Here is a 21,659-nt window from a genome sequence, read left to right as displayed (position 1 = left end):
CTTGCTCTCCTTTTTGTCACACTGACTCCTACATGGCCATGCCGCCGTCCACCTGGAGGACCTGGCCGGTGATATATGCTGCCCCGTCGGATGCCAGGAAGGCCACTGCCTCCGCCACATCCTGCGTCTCCCCGAACCGTTTTAAGGGGATCTGGTCCCCCATGGCCTTTTTCACATCATCGGGCAGAACGTCTGTCATTTCTGTATGGATAAAACCGGGAGCCACTGCGTTGGACGTGATCCCGCGGCTTCCCAGCTCCCTGGCCACGGATTTTGTAAGGCCGATGAGCCCCGCCTTGGAGGCGCAGTAATTGGCCTGGCCTGCATTCCCCATGACGCCTGAAACCGAGGAGATATTGATAATCCGGCCGCTTCTCTGCTTTAACATCTGGCGGGAAACGTGCTTCACACAGTTGAACGCACCCTTCAGATTGGTGGCGACCACCGCGTCAAAATCGTCCTCCGACATTTTCATGATCAGATTATCCCTGGTAATCCCGGCGTTATTGACTAAAATATCCAGCCGCCCGTATTTCTTTACGATAGCGTCGATCAGCTCCCTGGACTGGGAAAAATCTGCCACACTGCACTGGATGGCCTCCGCCTGGCCGCCGTTTTCCTCGATCTCCTTCACTGTCTCTTCTGCCTTTTCCTTAGAGCCATTGTAATTTACGATCACTGTGGCTCCATATCCGGCCAGGGTCAGCGCGATCTGACGCCCGATGCCTCTTCCAGCCCCTGTCACCAGAGCAATTTTTCCGCTTAAATCCATGGTCCGCCTCCTATTACAGTTCTTTTAACTTTTCCAGATCGTCCAGCTTTTCAATATTAACGGCCTTCACATCCCGGCTGATCTTTTTCACAAAACCGGTCAGGGTCTTTCCAGGGCCGATCTCCACGAACCGGTCCACGCCGTCTGCGATCATCCGCTCCACACTCTGCTGCCATTTTACAGAAGAATACACCTGTCTTTCCAGCAGAGGCTTTACCTCCTCAGCCCGGGTCACATATTCTGCGGTCACATTGGCCGCATAGGGGATCACGGGATCCGAAATCTTCACATTTTCCAGGAATTTCCCAAGCTTTTCTCCAGCTTCCTTAAGGAGCGCGGAATGGAAGGGGCCGCTGACGTTTAACGGCAGAACTCTTTTGGCTCCTGCCGCCTTTAACTGCTCTGCGGCCTGTGCCACTGCTTCCAGACTTCCGGAAATAACGATCTGTCCCGGACAGTTATAATTCGCCACCTGAACTCCGTCTATGGGATCCACAACCTGGTCGATGGCCTCTGCGTTCATTCCCAGGACAGCGCTCATTCCCCCGCTCCCGGCAGGAACAGCCTCCTGCATGAGGATGCCCCGGCGGCGCACCGTAAGGATGGCGTCCTCCGGAGTCATAACGCCGGAAGCTGCCAGGGCGCAGTATTCTCCAAGGCTTAAGCCAGCCGTCACATCCGGCCGGAAGCCCTGCTCCTCCATGACCTTTAACATGGCAACGCTCACTGTCACCATGGCCGCCTGGGTATACTCTGTGATATCCAGCCGGTCATTTTTTTCAAAGCAAAGCTCGGGCATGGAAAATCCCAGAAGCTCTGAAGCCCGGTCAAAAATTTTCCGTCCCGTCTCTGTATGTTCATAAAAATCCTGGCCCATGCCGCAGACCTGCGCGCCCTGTCCCGGAAAAATAAACGCCGTCTTTCCCATCTGTTCTCCCGCCTTTATCTTGCCAGCAGCTTTTCTGCCTGCTCCATCATCTCTTCGATCATTTCCTTACAGGTCTGTTCCTTTTTCACCATACCTGCGATCTGTCCGGCCATGACCACACCGTCGGTCACATCGCCGTCCATGACTGCCTTTCTGAGGCCGCCCAGGGTCAGGTACTCCAGCTCCTCAAAGCTCTTTCCCTCTTCCTCCAGCTTCACATACTGTCTGGTCATCTGGTTTCTTAAGCAGCGCACCGGATGGCCGTGGCTCCTGCCTGTGACGGCGGAGTCGATGTCCTTGGCTCCGATGACCCGCTTCTTATAATTTTCATGGACGATGGACTCCTTTGCCACCACGAACCGCGTTCCCATCTGAACCGCCTCCGCTCCCAGCATGAAGGCCGCCGCGATGCCGCGTCCGTCTCCGATGCCTCCGGCGGCGATCACCGGAATGCTGACCGCATCCGCCACCTGGGGAACCAGGGTCATGGTGGTGGCCTCACCGATATGGCCGCCGGACTCGGTGCCCTCTGCCACAACGGCGTCAGCGCCGCCCCGTTCCATGAGCTTTGCAAGGGCCACGGAAGCCACCACAGGGATCACCACGATCCCGGCGTCCTTCCACATCTTCATGTACTTTCCAGGATTCCCGGCCCCGGTGGTCACCACCTGGACGCCTTCCTCCACGACCACCTTTGCCACCTCGTCGGCGTAGGGGCTCATGAGCATGATGTTGACGCCGATGGGCTTTTTCGTCAGCTCCCTGGCCTTTCGGATCTCCTGGCGGACCACCTGGCCCGGCGCGTTGGCGCCGCCGATCAGTCCCAGGCCTCCGGCCTCAGAAACGGCCGCTGCCAGATGATGCTCCGCCACCCAGGCCATTCCGCCCTGGATGACCGGATATTCAATTCCCAACAATTCTGTGATTCTAGTTTTCATTCCGTTTCCAACCCTTTTCGACCGCTCTGCGGCTTATTCTACGCCCTTATCCTTTAAATACTTCATTACGTCGCCCACAGTCAGCAGATTCTGAAGATCCTCTGCCGGGATCTCCACAGAATACTCGTCCTCCAGGGCCATTACCATCTCAAACAGATCCAGGGAATCGGCTCCCAGGTCATCCTTAAAGGAGGATTCCTCTGTGATGGCTGCTGCGTCTGTGTTTAACTGCTCTGCGATGATCTCTTTCATTCTTTCTAACATGGTCATGATCTCCTTTTTTTCCTTTTGATTTTTTACCATTCCATGAGTACGGCTCCCCAGGTCATCCCTGCGCCGAACCCGGACAAAATAATCTTATCTCCCGGCTGAAGCATATTTTTTTCCGCCATATCATTTAAAAGCAGCGGAATGGAAGCCGAAGAGGTGTTTCCATATTTACTGATGGTCATGGGGAACTTTTCCATGGGCTCCTTTAACCGTCTGGCGGCTGCCTCCACGATCCTCTCGTTGGCCTGGTGGAGCACATAATACTTGATCTCCTCCCTGGAAATATGATTCCGTTCCAGAAGGATCTCAATGCTCTCGGGTACCTTTTTCACTGCGAACCGGAATACCTCCTGGCCGTCCATGGTCATGAGCCCCAGCTCCGGCTTCGTTCCCGTAAGGAAATTTCCCAGGGTCCTGGAGGTGCAGGAAAGGATCGGCCCCTTCGTCCCGTCGGAACCCATGAGCATATCCTCGACTCCCGTTTCCTCTGCCTTTAAGACTGCCGCCCCGGCTCCGTCTCCAAACAGCACGCAGGTTCCCCGGTCCGTCCAGTCCGTCACCTTGCTTAAGGTCTCGGCTCCGATGATCAGGGCCGTCTTATAGATCCCCGCCTGGAAAAATCCATGGACGATGTTCATGGCGAAGATAAATCCCGCGCAGGCCGCCGAAATATCAAAGGCCACGGCGTTTTCCGCGCCGATCATGGCCTGGACGCTGCATGCGTCGCTGGGATAATTGTTATCTGGCGACGAGGTTCCCAGGATGATGATGTCCAACTCCCGGGCATCCACGCCCGCGGCCTTTAACGCCCGCCTGGCCGCCTCCGCCGCCAGGTCCCTGGTGGTCTCCCCTGTGGAGATCCGCCGTTCCGATATGCCGGTGCGGCTTCTGATCCACTCATCGCTGGTATCCACGATCTCTGATAGCTGGTCGTTGGTCACGACTCTCTCCGGTGCATACGCGCCGATTCCTGCAATTCTGGCTTTCATACTCTGTCCTTGTCGAATTTTGTTTTTGGTTTCAAATATTTTGATATTCAAATTATATTGCCTATGGTACGTCCTGGAAGAAGATTTGTCAAGAGGTTTTTCTGGATTTTTGTTCATATCCGCCCTTTGGCAGCTTTTTTTTGTTTTTTCCTCCCGCCCTCTCTATCTGGCCTGGTCAAATATTCCAAAATTGGCTATTTAAACAATGCCATTTTTTCTATATGATGATGCCATAAAGTCAATCGGCTTCCAGGGGATCTCAGATCCCCACGATTTCCCCATGATCCTGGAAGCCAGAAAAGCCAGCCGGAAAGGAGAACCCGTCATGTACACAGATACTACATTTGCACGCTTCAAAAAGATCGACGCCCACACCCACATCGGCGCCTTCGGAAGCCCCTTTAACATCCACTTTGATACGGAACGTCTCTTACAGCAGATGGAGACCTACAAGATAGAAAGGACTATCCTGGTGGCCAGCGGCCCCCACGCCAACGAAGATACCGCGTCGGCCTTCCGGGCAGAGCCCCAGAAGATCATCCCCTTAATGTGGATCAACTGCGCCGAAGGAAAGGAGGCTTACGATGCCCTGGAACACTATATCCGGGACGAGCATTTTGCCGGAGCCAAGCTCCAGCCCCTCTTTGACGGCTACACCGCCGACGCTCCCTGTGTGGATCCCGTGGCAGAGATCTGCGAAGCATACGGAAAGCCCCTGTTCGTCCACTCCGGCCACCCGCCCTTCTCCCTTCCCTGGCAGATCGGCCTCTTAGCGGAGCGTCACCCGAAGCTTCCCATGGTAATGATCCATATGGGCCATGCCCACGGCGTCTATGTGGACGCAGCCATCACCATGGCCAGGAGATACGAAAATATCTGGCTGGAGACCTCCGGCACGTCCATGAGCTGCCAGATCGCCAACGCCTATGAGACCGTGGGCCACGAGCGGGTCATGTTCGGCATCGACTCCCCATTCCACCATCCCACTGTGGAGATCCAGAAGGTCATGGCCTGCGGAGTAAACGACGAGGGCCTGGAAAATATTTTCTATAATAACGCTGCAAAATTCATGGGACTGAAATAAAATCCCGGAACAGAAACGAAAAGGAGCGCCTGCTATGCAAAAAACTCATTCCTCCGGACCAGCCCGTGCCTGCGATCCCACCCTGGATATGGCCATCACCGGCCTCATGGCCGCCCTGGTATTCACTGGAACGTATTTTTTCAAGATCCCCACAGCCTTTGGCTACACTCACCTGGGAGACTGCATGATCATCCTCACGGTCTGCCTGTTCGGCACCCGCAGGGGAATGCTGGCCGGAGCCATCGGAGCCGGACTTTCCGACTTCATCGCCGGATACGCCGCCTGGGTCCTGCCTACCATTGTCTTAAAGGGCGGCTGGGCGCTGATCATGGGACTCATCATGTACCGGCTGCTGCCCCATTTTAAATATTCCTGGCTGGCCGGGGCCGTCACCGGCGGCATTTTCCATGTGATCGGCTATACCTTAGTAAAGATCCCCCTTTACGGCGGAGGCGTTGCCATGGCCGAATGCTTCACCCTGATCGCCCAGACTGCTGCCGGGATCGTCCTGGGCGGCGTGGCCTACACGGTCCTGGCCAAGTCTCCGGCCATCCGGAACCTGCGGGTGAAATTTCTTTAAAAAGTAAAAAAAATTACTTTTTTCCAGTTTTTTTATAATTTTTATTCCTAGCGGAAATATTTTTACAAAAATACGCATCCTGTACCATAGTATAACGGATCCTTATATAGTAAAATTGTGTCATTCTTTTAAAAAATTTTATTGAATCCGTTAAAGGAGGTACTCTTATGGATGCAATGCAGCTTGCAAACAGTCTTCCCATGTGGCTGGCCTGCGGAACCGCCGTACTTCTGGTGGTATTCCAGGCTGTGATCTTCACAAAAAAGGCCATGGACGCCGCCCCGAAGGTGGGCCTTACCAACGACCAGGTGAAACGGGCAATGAAAAGCTCCGCCCTCACCTCTCTTGGCCCGTCGGTCGTGATCCTGAGCGGAATGCTTTCGCTCCTGGTATCAGTGGGCGGCCCCATGGCCTGGATGCGTCTTTCCTTCATCGGCTCCGTTATGTTCGAGTCCATCGCAGCCGGAATTGGAACCGCATCCGCCGGTGTCCAGCTGGGCGTGGATGAAATGACCACCTTTGCCTTCACAATGGCTGTCTGGACCATGATCCTAGGCTCCATCGGCTGGATCATCGTTTCCACTCTCACCGCTGACAAAATGGAAAAGGTACAGAACAGAATGGCAGGCGGAAACTCCGCTTTAGTGGGCGTGATCTCCGGGGCTGCCATGGTCGGCGCCTTCGGCGGCATGGTGAGCCAGAAGCTGGTTGCAGTGGATAAATCTGCCCTTTCCTGTGTGCTGGGCGGCGTATTTATGGCCATTCTGCTCTATGTTTCCGGAAAATTCAAAATCTCCTGGTTAAAAGAATGGAATCTGACCATCGCGATCCTGGTCGCCATGGTCATCACAGCACTGGTATAGGGGGGCTTATTTTTATGGACAAACATTATTTCACCAACGATTACTTACCAAAAATGCACCGGATCGGAAAGATCACCGGCATTCTCGGCGTTTTCGCCTCTTTCCTTCCCGCCCTTGTTCTTGGCTTTGGCCATGGTCTCTGGCCGGATCTTGCGCTGTTGGCTACCTGCTTCATTACCGTTACCACCAGCTTCGGCTTCCTCTGGGTCATTGAGCCGATCTCCTATTATCCGGTCCTGGGGCCTGTGGGAACCTACATGGCGTTCCTTTCCGGAAATATCTCCAACATGCGCGTTCCCTGTGCCAGCATTGCCCAGGTTTCTGCCGGTGTGGAGCTGGGATCCGAGCAGGGCTCCATCATCTCCACCATTGGAATGGGCGTTTCCATTATCATCAACATCATCATTCTTTCCGTTGGCGTCATTGCCGGAAGCTCTATTCTGGCCATGCTCCCGCCTTCTGTTACCGCAGCCTTAAACTACCTGCTTCCGGCCCTCTTCGGCGCTCTCTTCGTACAGTTCGCCATGAACCAGAAAAAGCTGGCCGTGATCATGCTGGTATTCGGGTGTGTCGTTTATATTGCCATCAACAAAGGAGTATTCAACTTCCTTCCGGGAGCCAGCAGCTATCTGGGAACCCTGTTATGCGTATTTGGTTCCATTTTTATCGCCATGGCCATGAAAAAAATGGAAGGCAAAAAAACGGAATAGATCCCGTCTCTCTTCCTCCCTCTTTCTGCTCACGCTGTTAAAAAACAGCAAAATGCACAATATGTCCTATATTTTTTGTCTATTTTATGGTATGCTAGACTGAATACGACAATATTTTGCATGAAAGAACCGGTTTGGAACCAGCTTCCATCCGGGTGACAGAAGAGGGAGGTCCCGCAGTATGGGAATTTCAGTCGGCGATTTGCTCAGTATGGACTTTTTTAAGGATTTTCACGTCATTGCCGGCCATAAAGGATTAAACCGCGAGATCCAGGGCGTCAGCTTCCTGGAGGTGCCGGAAGGCCATCGCTGGAGTATTGGAAAAGAGCTTATTTTCACGTCCGGTTATATTTTTGCTGAATTTGAAGGCTACCTGGAGAAATTCTGTGAGAATTTTATTCCCAGCCACGCAGCCCTGGTGATAAAAAGGGGCAGCTATCTGGATAAGATCCCGGAGAAACTGATCGAGATTTATGACAGGAACAGCATTCCCCTGATCACCATGCCCTACTCCCCGTCCTGGATGACCGTGGTCAACCAGGTAAACGTGGGCGTATTAAACCATGCGATCCAGAGTCTCAGGATCGACATCAGCCAGGGCCCCGGCTGCTACAATCAGAATTACAAGGAACAGGCCATCCAGAAAATCTTAAAGACCCTGGAAACCGAAATGGAATTCCCCGCTTTTCTCTATGATGTGACCATGGATAAGCGGTATTACAGCTCAGACAACTTCAAAAAGGCCAGTGAAAAATATGGGATCCGCGAATCCGATTACTGGTCTCCCCAGCTTCCCCATACCAGCCACGCCCTCTGCGACTGTATCCACATGAAACGGTACCGTCTCCTCAAAGGAGAGGCTGCCAATGAACCCCGGATCAGCTGGGTCACCATCCCCATTGAGTCCGCGGGGATCACCCAGGCGTACTTCTGCGTGATGGAATCCAGGAAATTCCTGGATTTTTACGACGAATATTCTATGCGCATCGCATATCTGATGCTCCAGGGAATCTTCGACCAGCAGGTGGTCGCCCGGGATGCCAGCAATATCGGGTTTGAAAATCTGATCCACCTGGCCATGGAAAGCACTCCTGCTGACGCCCGGCAGCTGATCTACCAGGCGGACCAGCTGGGGCTCTCCGTGGAGCAGCCATACCTCTGCATCCTGTTCCGTCACGACCAGGATGAGCTGGATATCCGGAGCCACAGGATCTCCATGCTGGAGGCGTTCAAACGCTGCCGAATGAACCGGATCGGCCGCGTGGCATTCCTGTCATCCGCAGAAGGAGTCATCCTCCTCAACGCCGTCCGGCTGTCCCCCATAAATAAGGAAGAGATCCGTGGACTGATCCTGGAGTTCCAGAAGCTCCTCCGGGGGACTTTCCCCGACGTATCCTGGTTTTTCAGCTTTACGGGAGATTCGGGAGATCTCCATGATCTCCGTCCTCATATTGAAAAATGCCGGAAGGTCCTGAATATCGGAAGACTTACCGATTCCCGGAAGACCCTCTTTGATTACGACGCACTGGGGATCCTCACCTGGATCAATATCCCTGAGGACGAACTGGGCCCTCTTTTAAAAAAGCTCCAGAAGCTCATCGACTCAGAAAAGAACCAGGAACTCCTCTATACTTTAAAAACCTATCTTGAAAACAATTTAAATTACAGCCTGACAGCCGAAAAACTTTTTGTCAATGTCAATACAGTCCGGAGGCGGATCGAAAAGGTCAATGAACTGATCCCGGTCCACTGGGACGACTATGTTGAACGCACAAAACTGGGGCTGCTGCTGCAATATCTGCAGCCTGGCCCCGATTCAATCATTCATTTAAAAGAAAGGCGGAATGGATCATGAACATGTATAACGAAGCACTTGCCATGAAGGACACTTTAACGGCGGACCGCCGCCACTTCCACCAGAACCCGGAGCTGGGTCTGGAACTTCCGAAGACCGCGGCCTATGTGGAGGAAAAATTAAGGGAAATGGGATATGAGCCCCAGAGAATGGGAAGCGGCGTAGTGGCTGTCGCCGGAAAGAAGCCGGGAAAATGCTTCCTGATCCGCGGTGATATGGACGCCCTCCCTGTAACAGAAATGACAGACCTGGAATTTAAATCTGAAAACGGATGCATGCACGCCTGCGGCCATGACTGTCATACAGCCAATATGCTGGGCGCAGCACGTCTCTTAAAGGCCCATGAGGATGAGCTGGAGGGCCAGGTAAAGCTCATGTTCCAGCCGGCCGAGGAAACCATGGACGGAGCGAAGATGATGGTGGAAAACGGGATCTTAAAAGACCCGGACGTAAACGCCGCCCTGGGCATCCACGTATTCACAAACCTTCCGCTGCCGGCAGGCACTGTGATCATGACCGGCGCAGACTCTAAAATGGCTGCCGTGGACTGGTTTACCATTAAGATCACCGGCAAAGGCTGTCACGGAGCCCAGCCCAACAACGGCGTGGATCCCTTAAACGTCATGTCCCACATCCATCTGGCTCTCCAGGCCATCAACGCCCGGGAAATGGATCCGGCGGACAATATGGTCCTTACCATCGGCCAGATGCACGGCGGAAACACCTCCAACGTGATCCCCCAGGAGGCCATGATGTCCGGAACCATCCGCACATTAAAAAATACCACCCGGGAAATGGTAAAGACCCGTATGGACGCCATCGTAAGCACTGTGGCTGCCGCCTTCAACGCCGAGGCCCATGTGGAATATGGAAGCGGCTGTCCTGTCTTATTCCATAACCAGGAGCTCTACGGGGAAGTAAAGGGATATCTTGGAGAACTGGAGGGCGTTCACTTTGTGGACTTAAACGACATCGGCCAGCACATGAGCAACATGGGCTCTGAGGACTTCTCCTATGTAGCCAACGAGGTTCCCACCGTGTTCCTTGGCATCGCCGCCGGTCAGCCCGAACAGGGCTACTGCTACCCCCAGCATCATCCAAAGGCCATGTTCCATGAGGACGCCCTTCCTGTGGGAGCAGCTGTTTACGCCCATGTGGCTATGGAGTGGTTAAAGAACCACTAAAAAGCATCCGTCCGGCTATAAAATAAGAAAACGGAGGAACAGACAGATGGAATACACTCTGGCAACCATGAACGATCTGCCGGCGATCAAAGCCCTGCTGGCAAGATATCATAAAGATACCATTTCCCAGGAGGATATCGCCGGCGGCTTCGTGACCACCAAGCTCTCGGACCAGCAGTTTGAGGATCTCATCGTAAACCGGAAGGGCGTGACCTTGGCAAAGGATGAAAACGGGACCGTAAAGGCCTTTGCCCTGGCTGCGGGATGGGATTACTGGATGCAGGTCCCTATCATGAAGCGGATGACCGAGGTGCTGCCGGATATGCCGTTTGAGGGAACCGCCTTAGACGAAACGAACACCTACCAGTACGGCCCCGTCTGCGTGGATGTTTCCGTCCGGGGCACAGGCGTTTTTGAAGGGATCTTCAAGGCCTCTCTGAAGCAGTTCGAGGACCAGTATCCCGTCATGGTGACCTTCATCAACCAGATCAACGGACGCAGCTACGCCGCCCACACAAAAAAGGCTCATATGACGGAGATCGGCACCTTTGATTTCAACGATAATCATTACTGGATGATGGCCATCAAGACCAGATAGTACACCTTTTACGATTTTAAGGGATCACCGACGGTGATCCCTTATTTTCAAATATAAAAATGGAGGAATCCCATATGAACAAACTTGGCTTTGGCTTCTTACGCCTCCCAGTAACCCCGGCCGGAGAGATCGACTTAAGCCTGTTAGATCAGATGACAGACGTATTTTTAGCCCACGGGCAGAACTATTTTGACACCGCCTACACCTATCTGGATGGAAAAAGCGAATGGGCCATCCGGGAATCCCTGGTAAAGCGCCATCCCCGGAGCTCCTTTCTTCTGGCCGACAAGCTGCCTGGCTATAAAATGACCTCCCACGAAGACTGTTACCGGTACTTTAAGGAACAGCAGGACCGCTGCCAGGTGGATTTCTTTGATGTATATCTGCTCCACTGGCTCAATGGAAAACATTATGAAATTGCTGAAAAATATAGGGAATTTGGATTTCTTGAAGAATTAAAAAAGACTGGAAAAGCTATAAAGACAGGATTTTCCTACCATGATTCTGCTGATCTTCTGGATGAGATCCTTACGCGCCATCCGGAGGTGGATTATGTACAGCTCCAGATCAATTATCTGGACTGGGAAAGCAGCTCCATCCAGTCCAGACGCTGCTATGAGACTGCCGTAAAGCATGGAAAAAAGGTCATCGTCATGGAGCCTGTCAAGGGCGGAGCGCTGGCTGCTCTTCCCGAAAAGGCCGGACGGCTCCTGGAAAAACTTTCACCGGACGCCAGCCAGGCCTCCTATGCGATCCGGTTTGCAGAAAGCCTTCCGCAGGTGGAGATCGTCCTCAGCGGAATGAACACCATGGAGCAGCTCCTGGATAATCTGGCGTGCCGCCAGCCGCTGACAGAATACGAACAAAGCGTTCTTTTTGAAGCTGCCGGCCTTTTAAGGAACTCCATCGCGGTTCCCTGTACTGGGTGCGGCTACTGTGTCAGCGGATGCCCGAAAAAGATCCATATACCGGAATATTTCAGGCTGTATAACGAATATAAGCAAAATCCCGGAGACGGCTGGAAGATCGCTCCTGTTTACCAGAACATGACCGCTTCAGGCGGAGGTCCGGCAGACTGCATCGGCTGTAAAAAATGTGAAGGCAGCTGTCCTCAGACGCTGCCCATCACAAAATTTCTTTCTGATGTAAGGGAAGCCTTTGATGACCGTCATTCTTAAATCATAGATCCTGCCTCATATTTTAGAAGCGTATTTTAGCTGCATATTCAAATAGCACCCTTATTCAGTTGCTTTTACACTTCTAAAATGTTATACTCATGAAGAGGTGATTGTGATGTCCCAGGAATATGCAGCGTTAATTATAGATCTAAGAAATTCCAGATCCTATACGGATTCAGACCGTTTTTTGATCCAGACTCATATGATCTGGGTTCTGGATTTTTTAAATAAGGCGTTTTCCGGCGATATACTGCGAACAGTAGAATTCAGTGCCGGAGACGAAATACAGGGATTATTTTCTACGGGAGAATCTGCTTATTTATTTTACAGATTTTTTTCCATATGGCTGTATCCAGTTAAGATCCGGGCCGGAATAGGGATCGGAAACTGGAACCTGCAGATGAAAGGCCGGGGAACAACCAGTCAGGATGGCGAAGTTTATCATAATGCACGAAATGCGATCCGCTGCACAGACCCTGCACTGGGATATCCTGTACTGATGTACAGCGCCTCCAGAAATGATCGAACGCTCAATACACTAATGGGAGGAGCTGCAAATGTTACTGAAAATCTGAGCATCACCCAGAATCAACTGTTCCTCATCACTGAAATTCTGTTTCCGCTCTGCCTGAAAAATGACTTTCAATGGCCCTATGACTCTCTGGCTTTCAATCGGTTATTAATTGAAAAAAGCTGTTTTGATCATAAAATATCAAAAACAGACAGGGAACTTCCTCTTGATCATATAAATTTAACCGATGATTCAGTCGGGCAGATACCGGCCCGGGCCAGAAATGATATTTATAGAAACACAGAACCGAACGCCTTTTTTGTCACTGGCGGCAAGCAGCGTGGGATCCCAACTGAAGCAGCAAAAATCCTTTCTATAAAAAGACAGACCATTGCGCGTTCATTAGAAAGCGGAAATATATATTGGGCACGCAGCATGGCGTTAACCGTGTTGTATGAAATGAATACAAATATGAAGGAGGTATAGTTTTGTCACTTTTATTATTGATTTTATCCGTACATTTCCTTGCTGACTTTCATCTATGGCCAGGTTCCCCGGATGTAAAAAAACATCCCTGTTTCAGATGCCTGCTCCCTCATTTTGGGATGTATTCTCTTATTTTGGGACTTATATTTATTCTATGTGTTTCATTTCCCAGTGCAGTCATCGCATGGATGTTCATTATCCTGTCTCACTTTATAACCGACGTTCTTACATTCCACTATTATACCAGAAATCACATATCTCCCCGCAGTCAGCTGACTGCATTCTGTACCAGCCAGCTTATTCATACCGCATCGATCCTCGCTGGATCCTGTTTTTTCCATCTCCCCGAAAATCTTACAGAAACTTTCAAGTCCCTGTGTATACAAGTCCCGCTTCTTCAGAATATGCGTTATCTGCTGCTGGTAATCCTTCTTCTGACCCCGGCTTCCCAATTTGTAAAAATGCTTACCGCATCTATTTCCCTTCAAAAAAATCCTGATTCACCAAAATCCAGTGATTCCTCCGCCGGAAGCATGATCGGAAAATTAGAACGGCTGATCATTGCCATGCTGGTCATATATGGTGAAGCCGGGGCGATCGGATTTGTGCTGGCCGCCAAGAGCCTGGCAAGGTATAAACAGTTTGAAGACCAGAAAACATCTGCTCCCTTGATGTTATAGCTTTCTCTCCACCAGCACCTGGTATACATCCCTTTTGCTGATCCCCCGGTCCTTTGCCACCTGCTTCATGGCGTCCTTCCGGTCCATACCCTGTTCCAGGTACAGGTCCATGTGCTCCTCCACTGTCATGTCCTCCCAGGCCGCTGCCTTTTCCTTTTCGATCTCCTCCAGGCTCTTCCCCTCTACGACGATGACGCACTCGCCTCTGGGCTCTTCGTTCTCATAGTGGGCCAGAGCCCCGGAAAAGGTGGTCCTGAAGGCCGTCTCATACTTTTTCGTCAGCTCCCGGCAGATGGTGATATTCCGGTCCCCCAGAGCCTCCATAAGCTCCTCCAGGGTCCTGACCAGCCGGTGGGGGGCCTCATAGAGGATCATGGTCCTGGTCTCCTGCTTTAATTCCTCCAGGATCCTCTGCTTCTCCTTTTTATCCGGGGGCAGAAAGGCCTCAAAGGAAAAGCGCCTGGTGGCCATGCCGGAGATGGTCAGGGCCGTGATACAGGCGGCAGGTCCCGGAAGGGAGGTCAGCTCGATCCCGGCCTCATAGCACTGCTTCACCAGCTCCTCCCCGGGATCCGAGATCCCAGGCGTTCCCGCGTCAGTTATCAACGCAATGTTGGTACCTTCCCTCAGCTTATCCACAAGATACCTGGCCTTCTCCACCTTGTTATACTCATGGTAGCTGGTCATGGGCGTTTTAATATCAAAATGATTTAAAAGCTTGATGCTGTGGCGGGTATCCTCTGCGGCGATCAGATCCACCTCTTTTAATGTATTTAACACCCGCAGGGTGATATCATCCAGATTTCCAATGGGCGTTGCACATAAATATAGCTTTCCCGCCATGTCTGTATCTCCTTTCCGACGGTTTCTGTTATCCCCGGCAGGGGCACCATGTCCCCCGGACGCGGCTCCTAGTATCCGTATATCTCATAGATCTCGTCCGTATAGACCCCCGGCTCCTTATAAACGATCACCGGCGGTTCCAGCTTAAGCCAGGCTCCCCCGCCCCGGACAGCCTCAATGAGGACCATGTTGGCGTCCTTATCTGCAAAGGGATGGACAAATTTCATCCGCTTGGGCTCCAGCTTATACTGCCTCATCACCGTAATGATCTCTGCCAGCCGGTGGGGCCTGTGGACCATGTAGAAACGGCCTCCGGGCTTTAACGCCTTTGTTCCCTCCCGGACCACGTCCTCTAAGGTGCAGAGCACCTCATGACGGGAAATGGCCTTCACATCCCCGGGATTCTTAAGGCCATGGGCATCGTTCATATAGGGGGGATTTGAGGTCACTACATCAAAGGAAGCCGCTCCGAAGATCCGGCTGGCTTCCTTAATGTCTCCCTGTATGATGTCGATCTTTTTTTCCAGGCCGTTTAAGGCCACGCTCCTCTGGGCCATTTTCATGATCTCTGTCTGGATCTCCAGCCCGGTGAAATGCTCTCCTTTTGTTTTTGCCGAAAGGAGAAGGGGGATGATCCCGGTCCCAGTACCCAGATCCAGCGCCCGTTCCCCGGGCTTTACTGATGCAAACCCGGAAAGCAGCACCGCGTCCATTCCGAAGCAGAAGCCGTCGGTCTTCTGGATGATCTTCAGCCCGTTTCTCTGAAGGTCGTCCAGCCGCTCATTTTCCATCAGATCAGTTATCATCCAGCTTCGATTTCCCTTCTTTTTTCTCCAGAGCCTCCAGCTGCTTTAATTCTGCGTCGCTGATGCTCATTTTTTCCTTTTTCCTCTTGGGACGGAATTTCAGCTGATCCACCTTATATTCGCGGATCTCCTTTTCATCTCCGTTGACGGTGACAACCACCTTCACCAGCTGCCTTAGGATGCTGACGCTGTGGACCTCTCCCTTTAAGCCGTCGTCGGTGGTCACATAATCCCCGATATTGGGAAGCCGCCCATTTAACTCCTCATACGTCTCTTCCTCGTACTTTAAGCAGCACATGAGCCTTCCGCAGACGCCGGATATCTTTGTGGGATTTAAGGACAGGTTCTGTTCCTTGGCCATCTTAATGGACACCGGGATAAACTCAGACAGGTAGGAGGCGCAGCACAGCGGTCTTCCGCAGATCCCGATGCCGCCGACAATCTTCGTCTCGTCCCGGACGCCGATCTGGCGCAGCTCGATCCTGGTCTTAAATACGGATGCCAGATCCTTTACCAGGTCCCGGAAATCGATCCTTCCGTCGGCTGTGAAATAGAACAGCACCTTATTATTGTCAAAGGTATATTCCGTATCGATGAGCTTCATATCCAGCTCATGCTTTTTGATCTTTTCCAGACAGATCTTAAAGGCTTCCTTCTCCTTTTCCTTATTCCTTCTCTCGATCTCCTCGTCGGCTGCCGTAGCCATCCGGATCACAGGCTTTAAGGGCTGGATCACCTTTTTATCGTCCACCTCGTGGCTTCCGAGGACCACGTGGCCGTATTCCACGCCCCTGGCTGTCTCCACGATCACGTGCTGTCCGGCTTTGATCTCCTCATCTCCCGGACTGAAATAATATACCTTTCCCGCTTTGCGGAAACGGACTCCGATTACTTTTGTCATTCTTATCTCCTTACGACGGGTTCTTCATGGTCAGGAACAAAAGCTCCATCACCAGTTCCAGGTTGACGTTGGCCTCCAGTCTCGCCCGCGCCGTGTCGATGGCGCTGAGGATCTGCTCCAGCCCCGCATAGTCAGCCTTTTCCCCCAGTTCATTGATCATTTTATATTCATCCTTAAATATCAGCAGGTTCATATCCTTTGTCACCTTGAACATAAGGACGTCCCTGTACCAGAGCTGCATCAGATCCAGCACCTCTTCGATATCAAAGTTCATTTCCTTGATCTCGCGGATACAGTCCAGAAGCACTGCAATATCCATGGATCTTACATTTTTCACGATATTCATGACTTTCTGGAACAACTCCTTAAATTCGTCGGAGGATGCCAGGTGGATGGCCTTTCCCAGATTTCCACGGGCAAAGGCTGCGCAGATCTCCGCCTCCTTTTCCGGAATATCCAGATGCTCCGTCAGATAGCTTTTCACTGTAAAATCCTTTAAGGGCTTTAATTTCAGCTGGACGCACCTGGAGAGGATCGTGGGAAGAAACGCCTCCTGGTTGGTGGTGATCAGGATGATGACCGCATAAGACGGCGGCTCCTCCATGGTCTTTAAAAGGGCGTTCTGGGCCTGTACCGTCATCTTCTCCGCCTCGTCCACAATATAGATCTTATAATAGCTGCTGTACGGCCGGATCATGATGGTATCGTTGATCTGTTCCCGTATATCGTCCACGCCGATGCTCCCCGGCTTGCTGTGGGTCACATAGATGAGATCCGGGTAGTTTCCCCCCAGAACCTGTTTGCAGGAATGGCATACCATACAAGGCTCATTGCCTCCTTTTTCACAAAGGAGCGTCATGGCAAATGCATTGGCGATGGATTTTCTCCCCATTCCAGCCTCGCCTGTCAGAATATATGCGTGAGATATTTTATGATTTTCGATGGCCTTTTTAAAATGCTCTTTGACCATATCGTTTCCAAGAATATCCTGAAAACCTGTAACCTTACCCTCCAGCATAACCATCCCTCCAATCTTTTATCGAAACTTCCTTCTATTATATCACATTTTTCAGTGTGATTCCATTTCCTTTAAAATTTCTTCCAGACAGGCCTCCAGGTCTGTGTTGGAAAACCGTTTTCCGATCCGGAGCCTGGAAAGGAGCTCTTCAGAAAAATCATCCTCGTCGGCCAGATACCTGCGGCAGACCTCCCTGTAATTGGGATTTTTCTGTTTTCCCTCCCGTTTCACGGCCCGAAGGAGCCGGATCCCGTCGGGGACCTCTATATAAACCGGGACCAGCGCCCCGTTTCCGTAGTACCGGCACATCTTTTCATAGGATTCCAGGGTCCCGATCATCAGACAGTCCCCTTCTCCATGGATATCAAACTGGCCGTCGTCCATGGTAAAATAGCTCCACGGCCCCATGACCGTCTCATACGTCCTAAGCTCCACGATCTTTCCGGAATTTTTAAACTGTTCCAGTTTTTCTGACGAAGTAAAAAAATACTCCACCCCGTCTGTCTCTCCCTCCCGGATGGGACGGGTGGTATAGGGAACCACCGTCGTAAGCTCCGGCCTCCGCTTTAAAAGCTCCTTAAATACCGTATCCTTACCTGTGGCGCTCTTGCCCATGATATAAAAGATCCTGCCCATTTTCTGCGCTCCGTTCTCTTTTGCTGTACAATCCTGGAGCCATGCTGCAATATTGGCCCAACTGACTGACATTGTAACATAAACCCTTATTTTTCCGCAACCGTTATTATGTTGGAAAGGGATGGGTCCTCCAGGCCCTGGACAGACAGCCCCATAGCTTCATACCAGGCTGCCCGCTCCAGAACGTCTTCTGTGATCTCCTCTCCCGGAGCCAGGACCGGGATCCCCGGAGGATACAGATAGATAAATTCCCGTGACACGCTGCCGGCGCTTTCTGACAGCCTTTTCCTGATCCCGGGCATTTCCATGGCCTCCGCCGGAGAAAGCCGCAGAGGCGGCTGTGGAAGCTCAGAAAGCCCTCTGTCTCCATGGCCTTCCCCCGTTCTGCCGGAAACGCTTTCCGGCTCTGTGTCCAGCTCCTGATCCAGCTCCCAGAGGGCCTTTTCCAGCCGCAGAAGTCCTTCCTCCGTGTCCATTACCGACGTCATTCCAATGACATATTCCGGCGCACACATCTCCATTTCCAGATGATACCGCTCCCGCAGGATGTTTCCCAGAGCCTCTCCGCTTAACCGCTGCCTTTCCCCAGAGACGTTCTTAAACCAGACTCTCTTACAGGAAATAACGATCTTTGAGGGATCCCAGCCGTACACAGAAATCGTTCCGGGAGCTGCTCCGGCTTTTCTGGAATGATCTGCCTCCACGATCTTCTCCCAGTCCAGTACCTTTAAGTTCCTAAGATCCTTTACCTGCTGGAAAAACCGCTCCAGCCGCTTTCCATAAGCCGCCATCTCCCGGCGTCCGTCCCCGTCCATGAACCGGATGCACTGCTCCATAGCCGCCATGAAAACATACGACGGGCTGGAGCTCTGGAACATCCCCAGATATCGGCAGATCCTTTCCCGGTCCGCCAGATCCCCCTTCATATGGAGGACCGCCGTCTGGGTAAAGCATGGGAGCGTCTTATGGAGGCTCTGGATCACCACGTCCGCCCCCATGGACAGCGCTGGCTCCGGAAAGCCGTTTTCCTTTCCGCCAAAGGGAAGGTGCGCGCCGTGGGCCTCGTCCACGATCAGCTGGATCCCATGCTCATGGGCCGCTGCCGCGATCCCTGCAATGTCCGATACGACGCCTTCATACGTAGGAGAGACCACCAGAACCGCCTGGATCTCCCGCTTTTTATCCTGCTCCAGGATCCTTCTCACATCTGAAGGACAGACTCCTCCGCTGATCCCCGGCCCCTCCAGATAAGACGGATACACATATACAGGCTCCAGATGGTTTAAGATCAGCCCGTGATACGCCGACTTGTGGCAGTTTCTGGCCATAAGGAGCTTTCCGCCCCAGGCCGTGGAGCCGCAGACAGCGCTTAAGATCCCGCAGGTGCTGCCATTTACCAGATAACACGTCTGGTCCGCCCCATAGATCTCTGCCGCACGCTCCATGGATTCCTTTAAGATCCCTTCCGCATGATGCAGGTTATCGAAACCGTCGATCTCTGTAATGTCGATGGAATACGGATCCGGAAAACCATTCAAAAAATCCTGCCTTTTATGGCCTGGCATATGAAACGGATAAAAATCCGATTTTCCATAATTTTCTAATTTTTCCAATAAACTATTTTTTCTAATCTCCATCGGCTTCTCCATTTTCCATGGCCTCCCTGGCCCTTTCTCCGGCTTCTTCTCTGGCTTCTTCGCTCTCTTCTCCGGCTTCCTCTCTGGCTTCTTCATTTTCTTCCCCGGTTTCTTCTCCGTCTTCCCCTTCGTTCTCTTTCTCTGCCTCTTCTCTGGTTTCCTCTTTCTTTTCTATGTCCATATCTGGCTCAATATAAGAAGGCCGGAACCCGCATCGTTCCTCTGCGATCCGCAGGGCCGGAGCCGTGACCGCGCCACCATCTATATCCTGTTCCTCATACGTTTCCTGGCTCACAAAGAACTCCAGTCTGTCTCCGTCCTCCAAAGGAACCGGTTCTTTGGAATCCAGGATCTCCCGCTCCTCCTCCCGTGTCAGAGGAACGTATTCTGTGCAAAGCTCTCCGTCCCGTTCCACCTCCACTGCCAGGTATGCCTCAGTATCCGGCGGCGTAAAGCGGACCTGCCGCTCCAGCACATCCCGGACATAGGCTGCACCTGCGGCTCCATGGCAGTATCCCAGGTCAAAGGCATTTAAAAGCTCCTCCGGCGTCTCCAGATCCTCCGGCTGCAGATACAGGACCTCATTTAAAACCCCATTCTGGGATGAACCCGAAAGAAATACCGATATGCCATCCAGCTCATAAACGGTATCATAGCCACCGTCCTGGTCATTCTGGATCACTGCCTCCATATGATCGTCCTCTCCATACACCGTAAGCCCGTCCAGAAGGCTCTCCTTCCGTATTTTGATCCCCAGGACATAGCCTGCCCCGTCCTCTGTTTCACGTCCGTAAAACGCGTAAGAATCCTCCAGGGGACCGCCGTAAGCAGCTGCCCTTTCCCGGTCCATATCCCGGAAGGAAAGGCTGCTCTCAAACTGCTCCAGAAAAGAAACCGTTTCCTCTGCCCTCTCCTTTGGATCTCCCAGCAGCTCCTGTCCAGCCTGGGTCTCTGTCCTATCCGCAGCTGCCGTTTCCGCCTCCATGATTACCTGGGCTTTGGGAGCCCCACAGCCGGCCAGAGTCAGCCAGATCCCTGTCAGGATCCCCATATTTATGATCCATTTTCTCATTCTGATCACCATCCTGCGTTCATTCTAACATCCGCCCGGAATCCACACAAGTGCCCGCAGAAGAATTAATAAAAGCGTAACGTTTTTGAAATGTTTCCATCTGTTCATCCTGCGGCCTGTATGATAAAATGATAAAAACAGTATGGCCCCGCCTCTGCCGCACGCCATCATGAGGATCATGGGCTGCCATTCATGTATCATTCTTAAAGGAGGGACCCATATGAAATATCGTATTGTAGGTGACACAATGCCTGCTGTGGAGATCATGTTCGATTCGAAAGGTGAGAGCGTATTTACCCAGTCCGGAGGCATGACATGGATGAGCGACGGGATCGCCATGGCCACCAACACCCGCGGCGGTCTCATGAAGGGAATCGGCCGCATGTTTGCAGGAGAATCCCTGTTCATGGCCACCTATACTGCCCAGAGGCCCGGCGCTCTCATTGCCTTTGCTTCCACTGTGGCTGGCCAGATCTACCCTCTGGATGTCAGCGCCACCGGCGGCCTGATCTGCCAGAAGGGGGCCTTCCTGTGCGCCCAGGATTCCGTCAATGTCAATATCTCCTTCACGAAAAAAATCTCCTCCGGCTTCTTTGGCGGGGAAGGCTTTATCCTCCAGGATATCAGCGGCCAGGGTATTGCGTTCCTTGAGGTGGACGGTGATCTGGTGGAAAAGCAGCTGGCTCCCGGCGAGATCCTAAAGGTCGATACAGGCAATGTGGTGGCCTTTGACCGCAGTGTCCGCTACGAGATCGAAACCGTAAAGGGCCTTGGAAATATCTTCTTCGGCGGAGAAGGCCTGTTCCTCACAAAGCTCACCGGCCCCGGACGCGTTCTTCTCCAGACCCAGAACCTGGCAGAATTCGCCGGACGGGTGGCGCAGTTTGTTCCGACGAATAATTGATCGTATTTTAAAGCAAACTTATCAAAAAACCAGTTCCCACACTGACAGGAACTAGGAACTGGTTTTTATATATCAGATTCATACAAATCACAACCACCCGTCCAACGGGTGGTTTGCTCTAGGGCTATAAGCCCTTGTTGCTAGGCCAGCGTCTCAAGGCGCTGGCTTTCTCTTTTAGCTGTGGGAATTCTGTTTACACAGCCTTCCCACAGCCCC

23 protein-coding genes are annotated in these 21,659 nt (G+C 52.2%); 11 read left to right on the top strand and 12 right to left on the bottom strand.

Going from position 1 to position 21,659, the window contains the following annotated elements; genetic code table 11:
• Positions 1-28 precede the first annotated feature (28 nt).
• The 5 genes from fabG to OCV69_RS10160 are packed head-to-tail and all read right to left on the bottom strand — an operon-like array spanning position 29 to position 3,897.
• Positions 29-772: a 3-oxoacyl-[acyl-carrier-protein] reductase gene (gene fabG / locus OCV69_RS10180; RefSeq protein WP_158358955.1), complete on the bottom strand. Its 744-nt coding sequence runs from the start codon at positions 770-772 to the stop codon at positions 29-31.
• A gap of 13 nt (positions 773-785) precedes the next feature.
• Positions 786-1,700 (bottom strand): ACP S-malonyltransferase, encoded by a 915-nt coding sequence (fabD, locus tag OCV69_RS10175; RefSeq protein ID WP_158358953.1) that lies wholly within the window; start codon positions 1,698-1,700, stop codon positions 786-788.
• A 14-nt stretch (positions 1,701-1,714) separates the two neighbouring features.
• Entirely contained in the window at positions 1,715-2,638 is a 924-nt protein-coding gene (gene fabK / locus OCV69_RS10170; protein WP_158358951.1) for an enoyl-[acyl-carrier-protein] reductase FabK, read from the bottom strand.
• A 33-nt stretch (positions 2,639-2,671) separates the two neighbouring features.
• The gene (acpP, locus tag OCV69_RS10165; RefSeq protein ID WP_022272955.1) at positions 2,672-2,902 is read right to left on the bottom strand and encodes an acyl carrier protein; all 231 of its coding nucleotides are present in this window, start codon (positions 2,900-2,902) and stop codon (positions 2,672-2,674) included.
• Positions 2,903-2,934: 32 nt separating this feature from the next.
• Entirely contained in the window at positions 2,935-3,897 is a 963-nt protein-coding gene (locus tag OCV69_RS10160) for a beta-ketoacyl-ACP synthase III (protein ID WP_158358949.1), read from the bottom strand.
• 325 nt (positions 3,898-4,222) lie between these two features.
• On the opposite strand from OCV69_RS10160, the gene OCV69_RS10155 reads away from it, so the two are divergent.
• From OCV69_RS10155 to OCV69_RS10110, 10 genes are all read left to right on the top strand, one after another.
• Positions 4,223-4,981: an amidohydrolase family protein gene (locus tag OCV69_RS10155; RefSeq protein WP_158358948.1), complete on the top strand. Its 759-nt coding sequence runs from the start codon at positions 4,223-4,225 to the stop codon at positions 4,979-4,981.
• Between the two features lie 34 nt (positions 4,982-5,015).
• Positions 5,016-5,561 (top strand): ECF transporter S component, encoded by a 546-nt coding sequence (locus tag OCV69_RS10150; RefSeq protein WP_158358946.1) that lies wholly within the window; start codon positions 5,016-5,018, stop codon positions 5,559-5,561.
• A 167-nt stretch (positions 5,562-5,728) separates the two neighbouring features.
• On the top strand, positions 5,729-6,424 hold the full coding sequence (locus tag OCV69_RS10145; protein WP_158358944.1) for a DUF5058 family protein: 696 nt from the start codon (positions 5,729-5,731) through the stop codon (positions 6,422-6,424).
• A gap of 14 nt (positions 6,425-6,438) precedes the next feature.
• The gene (locus OCV69_RS10140) at positions 6,439-7,134 is read left to right on the top strand and encodes a hypothetical protein (RefSeq protein WP_158358942.1); all 696 of its coding nucleotides are present in this window, start codon (positions 6,439-6,441) and stop codon (positions 7,132-7,134) included.
• Between the two features lie 181 nt (positions 7,135-7,315).
• On the top strand, positions 7,316-8,989 hold the full coding sequence (locus OCV69_RS10135) for a PucR family transcriptional regulator (RefSeq protein ID WP_158358940.1): 1,674 nt from the start codon (positions 7,316-7,318) through the stop codon (positions 8,987-8,989).
• A complete protein-coding gene (locus tag OCV69_RS10130; RefSeq protein ID WP_158358938.1) occupies positions 8,986-10,173 on the top strand; it encodes a M20 metallopeptidase family protein in 1,188 nt (395 codons plus the stop codon). Before OCV69_RS10135 ends, OCV69_RS10130 begins: the two co-directional genes overlap by 4 nt.
• 46 nt (positions 10,174-10,219) lie before the next feature.
• Entirely contained in the window at positions 10,220-10,771 is a 552-nt protein-coding gene (locus OCV69_RS10125; RefSeq protein ID WP_158358936.1) for a GNAT family acetyltransferase, read from the top strand.
• Positions 10,772-10,845: 74 nt separating this feature from the next.
• Positions 10,846-11,949, top strand: a complete 1,104-nt coding sequence (locus OCV69_RS10120; RefSeq protein ID WP_158358934.1) for an aldo/keto reductase — start codon at positions 10,846-10,848, stop codon at positions 11,947-11,949.
• A gap of 115 nt (positions 11,950-12,064) precedes the next feature.
• Positions 12,065-12,946 carry a SatD family protein gene (locus OCV69_RS10115; protein WP_158358932.1) on the top strand — a complete coding sequence of 294 codons (882 nt, stop codon included), beginning with the start codon at positions 12,065-12,067 and terminating at the stop codon, positions 12,944-12,946.
• Positions 12,947-12,948: 2 nt separating this feature from the next.
• Positions 12,949-13,626 carry a DUF3307 domain-containing protein gene (locus OCV69_RS10110; protein WP_262563088.1) on the top strand — a complete coding sequence of 226 codons (678 nt, stop codon included), beginning with the start codon at positions 12,949-12,951 and terminating at the stop codon, positions 13,624-13,626.
• Here the strand turns inward: OCV69_RS10110 and rsmI are convergent.
• The 7 genes from rsmI to OCV69_RS10075 all read right to left on the bottom strand — a co-directional run bounded on the left by rsmI (position 13,621) and on the right by OCV69_RS10075 (position 20,539).
• Positions 13,621-14,469, bottom strand: a complete 849-nt coding sequence (gene rsmI / locus OCV69_RS10105) for a 16S rRNA (cytidine(1402)-2'-O)-methyltransferase (protein ID WP_158358929.1) — start codon at positions 14,467-14,469, stop codon at positions 13,621-13,623. The two genes, OCV69_RS10110 and rsmI, sit on opposite strands and share 6 nt — an antisense overlap.
• 68 nt (positions 14,470-14,537) lie before the next feature.
• The gene (locus OCV69_RS10100; protein ID WP_158358926.1) at positions 14,538-15,275 is read right to left on the bottom strand and encodes a tRNA1(Val) (adenine(37)-N6)-methyltransferase; all 738 of its coding nucleotides are present in this window, start codon (positions 15,273-15,275) and stop codon (positions 14,538-14,540) included.
• Positions 15,265-16,176 carry a PSP1 domain-containing protein gene (locus OCV69_RS10095; RefSeq protein ID WP_022272941.1) on the bottom strand — a complete coding sequence of 304 codons (912 nt, stop codon included), beginning with the start codon at positions 16,174-16,176 and terminating at the stop codon, positions 15,265-15,267. The genes OCV69_RS10100 and OCV69_RS10095 overlap by 11 nt, the downstream gene beginning before the upstream one ends.
• Positions 16,177-16,186: 10 nt before the next feature.
• A complete protein-coding gene (holB, locus tag OCV69_RS10090; protein WP_158358924.1) occupies positions 16,187-17,194 on the bottom strand; it encodes a DNA polymerase III subunit delta' in 1,008 nt (335 codons plus the stop codon).
• Positions 17,195-17,245: 51 nt separating this feature from the next.
• Positions 17,246-17,830, bottom strand: coding sequence for a nucleoside/nucleotide kinase family protein (locus OCV69_RS10085; RefSeq protein WP_022272939.1), 585 nt, complete (start codon positions 17,828-17,830; stop codon positions 17,246-17,248).
• Positions 17,831-17,916: 86 nt separating this feature from the next.
• Positions 17,917-19,467, bottom strand: a complete 1,551-nt coding sequence (locus OCV69_RS10080; protein ID WP_158359002.1) for an aminotransferase class I/II-fold pyridoxal phosphate-dependent enzyme — start codon at positions 19,465-19,467, stop codon at positions 17,917-17,919.
• Entirely contained in the window at positions 19,457-20,539 is a 1,083-nt protein-coding gene (locus tag OCV69_RS10075) for a hypothetical protein (protein ID WP_158358922.1), read from the bottom strand. The genes OCV69_RS10080 and OCV69_RS10075 overlap by 11 nt, the downstream gene beginning before the upstream one ends.
• A 220-nt stretch (positions 20,540-20,759) precedes the next feature.
• Here OCV69_RS10075 and OCV69_RS10070 point away from each other — a divergent pair, with 220 nt between their 5' ends.
• Complete coding sequence (locus tag OCV69_RS10070; RefSeq protein ID WP_022272936.1) at positions 20,760-21,443, top strand: TIGR00266 family protein; 684 nt, start codon at positions 20,760-20,762, stop codon at positions 21,441-21,443.
• Positions 21,444-21,659 lie beyond the last annotated feature (216 nt).

The organism is Alitiscatomonas aceti, assembly GCF_025567195.1.
GTDB classification, from domain to species: domain Bacteria; phylum Bacillota; class Clostridia; order Lachnospirales; family Lachnospiraceae; genus Alitiscatomonas; species Alitiscatomonas aceti.
This window is presented reverse-complemented; position numbering and strand designations above follow the sequence as displayed.

Bases quoted from the DNA above. Each gene is read 5' to 3' on its own strand.
- fabG (WP_158358955.1), bottom strand. From the start codon at position 772: ATGGATTTAAGCGGAAAAATTGCTCTGGTGACAGGGGCTGGAAGAGGC.
- fabD (WP_158358953.1), bottom strand. From the start codon at position 1,700: ATGGGAAAGACGGCGTTTATTTTTCCGGGACAGGGCGCGCAGGTCTGC.
- fabK (WP_158358951.1), bottom strand. From the start codon at position 2,638: ATGAAAACTAGAATCACAGAATTGTTGGGAATTGAATATCCGGTCATC.
- acpP (WP_022272955.1), bottom strand. From the start codon at position 2,902: ATGTTAGAAAGAATGAAAGAGATCATCGCAGAGCAGTTAAACACAGAC.
- OCV69_RS10160 (WP_158358949.1), bottom strand. From the start codon at position 3,897: ATGAAAGCCAGAATTGCAGGAATCGGCGCGTATGCACCGGAGAGAGTC.
- OCV69_RS10155 (WP_158358948.1), top strand. From the start codon at position 4,223: ATGTACACAGATACTACATTTGCACGCTTCAAAAAGATCGACGCCCAC.
- OCV69_RS10150 (WP_158358946.1), top strand. From the start codon at position 5,016: ATGCAAAAAACTCATTCCTCCGGACCAGCCCGTGCCTGCGATCCCACC.
- OCV69_RS10145 (WP_158358944.1), top strand. From the start codon at position 5,729: ATGGATGCAATGCAGCTTGCAAACAGTCTTCCCATGTGGCTGGCCTGC.
- OCV69_RS10140 (WP_158358942.1), top strand. From the start codon at position 6,439: ATGGACAAACATTATTTCACCAACGATTACTTACCAAAAATGCACCGG.
- OCV69_RS10135 (WP_158358940.1), top strand. From the start codon at position 7,316: ATGGGAATTTCAGTCGGCGATTTGCTCAGTATGGACTTTTTTAAGGAT.
- OCV69_RS10130 (WP_158358938.1), top strand. From the start codon at position 8,986: ATGAACATGTATAACGAAGCACTTGCCATGAAGGACACTTTAACGGCG.
- OCV69_RS10125 (WP_158358936.1), top strand. From the start codon at position 10,220: ATGGAATACACTCTGGCAACCATGAACGATCTGCCGGCGATCAAAGCC.
- OCV69_RS10120 (WP_158358934.1), top strand. From the start codon at position 10,846: ATGAACAAACTTGGCTTTGGCTTCTTACGCCTCCCAGTAACCCCGGCC.
- OCV69_RS10115 (WP_158358932.1), top strand. From the start codon at position 12,065: ATGTCCCAGGAATATGCAGCGTTAATTATAGATCTAAGAAATTCCAGA.
- rsmI (WP_158358929.1), bottom strand. From the start codon at position 14,469: ATGGCGGGAAAGCTATATTTATGTGCAACGCCCATTGGAAATCTGGAT.
- OCV69_RS10100 (WP_158358926.1), bottom strand. From the start codon at position 15,275: ATGATAACTGATCTGATGGAAAATGAGCGGCTGGACGACCTTCAGAGA.
- OCV69_RS10095 (WP_022272941.1), bottom strand. From the start codon at position 16,176: ATGACAAAAGTAATCGGAGTCCGTTTCCGCAAAGCGGGAAAGGTATAT.
- holB (WP_158358924.1), bottom strand. From the start codon at position 17,194: ATGCTGGAGGGTAAGGTTACAGGTTTTCAGGATATTCTTGGAAACGAT.
- OCV69_RS10085 (WP_022272939.1), bottom strand. From the start codon at position 17,830: ATGGGCAGGATCTTTTATATCATGGGCAAGAGCGCCACAGGTAAGGAT.
- OCV69_RS10080 (WP_158359002.1), bottom strand. From the start codon at position 19,467: ATGGAGATTAGAAAAAATAGTTTATTGGAAAAATTAGAAAATTATGGA.
- OCV69_RS10075 (WP_158358922.1), bottom strand. From the start codon at position 20,539: ATGAGAAAATGGATCATAAATATGGGGATCCTGACAGGGATCTGGCTG.
- OCV69_RS10070 (WP_022272936.1), top strand. From the start codon at position 20,760: ATGAAATATCGTATTGTAGGTGACACAATGCCTGCTGTGGAGATCATG.